The 1,290-nt window shown below is 62.2% G+C and carries 1 pseudogene; it reads left to right on the top strand.

Annotated features, from left to right (window positions below):
- Positions 1-46 precede the first annotated feature (46 nt).
- A pseudogene (locus tag PMES_RS16225) lies at positions 47-1,195 on the top strand (IS3 family transposase).
- Positions 1,196-1,290: the final 95 nt, after the last annotated feature.

The following is a 1,290-nucleotide window of genomic DNA, read 5'->3' as shown; positions in this document are numbered from 1 at the left end:
GTCCGCACTTCAAGGTTAGCCTGTTCTCCAAACGAGGAGACAGACGATGAGAAGAAGCCGGTTCAGCGAGGAGCAGATCATTCGGATCCTGAAGGAACACCAAGCCGGGCTCGGGGTGAAGGAGCTGTGCCGACAGCATGGGATCAGCGATGCGACCTTCTACAAGTGGCGCTCGAAGTATGGCGGCATGGAAGTGCCCGACGCCAGGCGGCTGAAGGCGCTGGAGGCTGAGAACGCCAAGCTCAAGAAGGTGTTGGCGGAGCAGATGCTGGACATGGCCACACTCAAGGAAATGCTCGCAAAAAACGTCTGAGGCCTGGTTCGAGGAGACGTGCCGTGGACTGGGCCATGACAGAGAAGAGCTATTCGCAGCGGCGCGCCTGCGCCTTGGTCGGGATCGATCCGTACCTGTATCGGCGGCAGTCCACCAGACCGTCCGACGAGGACCTGCGCCGACGGCTGCGAGAGCTCGCCGGTGAACGGCGACGCTTCGGCTATCGCCGTCTGCATCTCCTGCTGGAACGGGAGGGCTGGGTATCGAACCGGAAGAAGCTGTATCGGCTTTATCGCGAGGAAGGGCTGACCGTGCGCAAGCGCGGCGGCCGCGAGCGCGCGATCGGGACCCGGGCGCCCATGGCGATCCCGCAAGGGCCGAACCAGCGATGGAGCCTGGACTTCGTGTCCGACAGCTTCGCCGATGGCAGGCGGTTCCGGGTGCTCTGCGTGATCATTCGCCATTGTCGCTCGGACCGATGGCGCGACATGGCTCATCTTCAGCCGGGAATGCCTGGCGGCCGTCGTCGATACCTCGCTGTCCGGCCTGTGGGTGGCGCGTGAGCTCGACCGGATCGCCGAGTTGCGAGGCTATCCCTGCATGGTGGTCAGCGACAACGGCACGGAGCTGACCAGCAATGCGATCCTGAAATGGCAGGAGGACCGCAAGGTGGATTGGCATTACATCGCGCCGGGAAAGCCGATGCAGAACGGCTTCGTCGAGAGCTTCAACGGGCGACTGCGCGACGAGTGCCTGAACCAGGACCTGTTCTCGAACCTGCGCCATGCCCGCCAGCTGATCGAGGCCTGGCGGGACGACTACAACCACCACCGCCCCCATACGAGCCTCGACGGGCTGACGCCTCGCGAGGATCACCAACGGGCTGAAAGCGACCAAACCCTGAACAGAGCTAACCTATAAACGAGGACTCGCAGGGGAGCATGTATGAACTGCCTTCCCCTGCAAGCATTTTGTTGATGTCCCTTTGACCCTGCTTCTATGTATTCGGTCTTTCG

This window comes from Profundibacterium mesophilum KAUST100406-0324 (genome assembly GCF_009835145.1).
Lineage (GTDB): Bacteria > Pseudomonadota > Alphaproteobacteria > Rhodobacterales > Rhodobacteraceae > Profundibacterium > Profundibacterium mesophilum.
The sequence above is the reverse complement of the archived record's forward strand: the minus strand, read 5'-3'. Positions and strand labels throughout refer to the sequence as shown.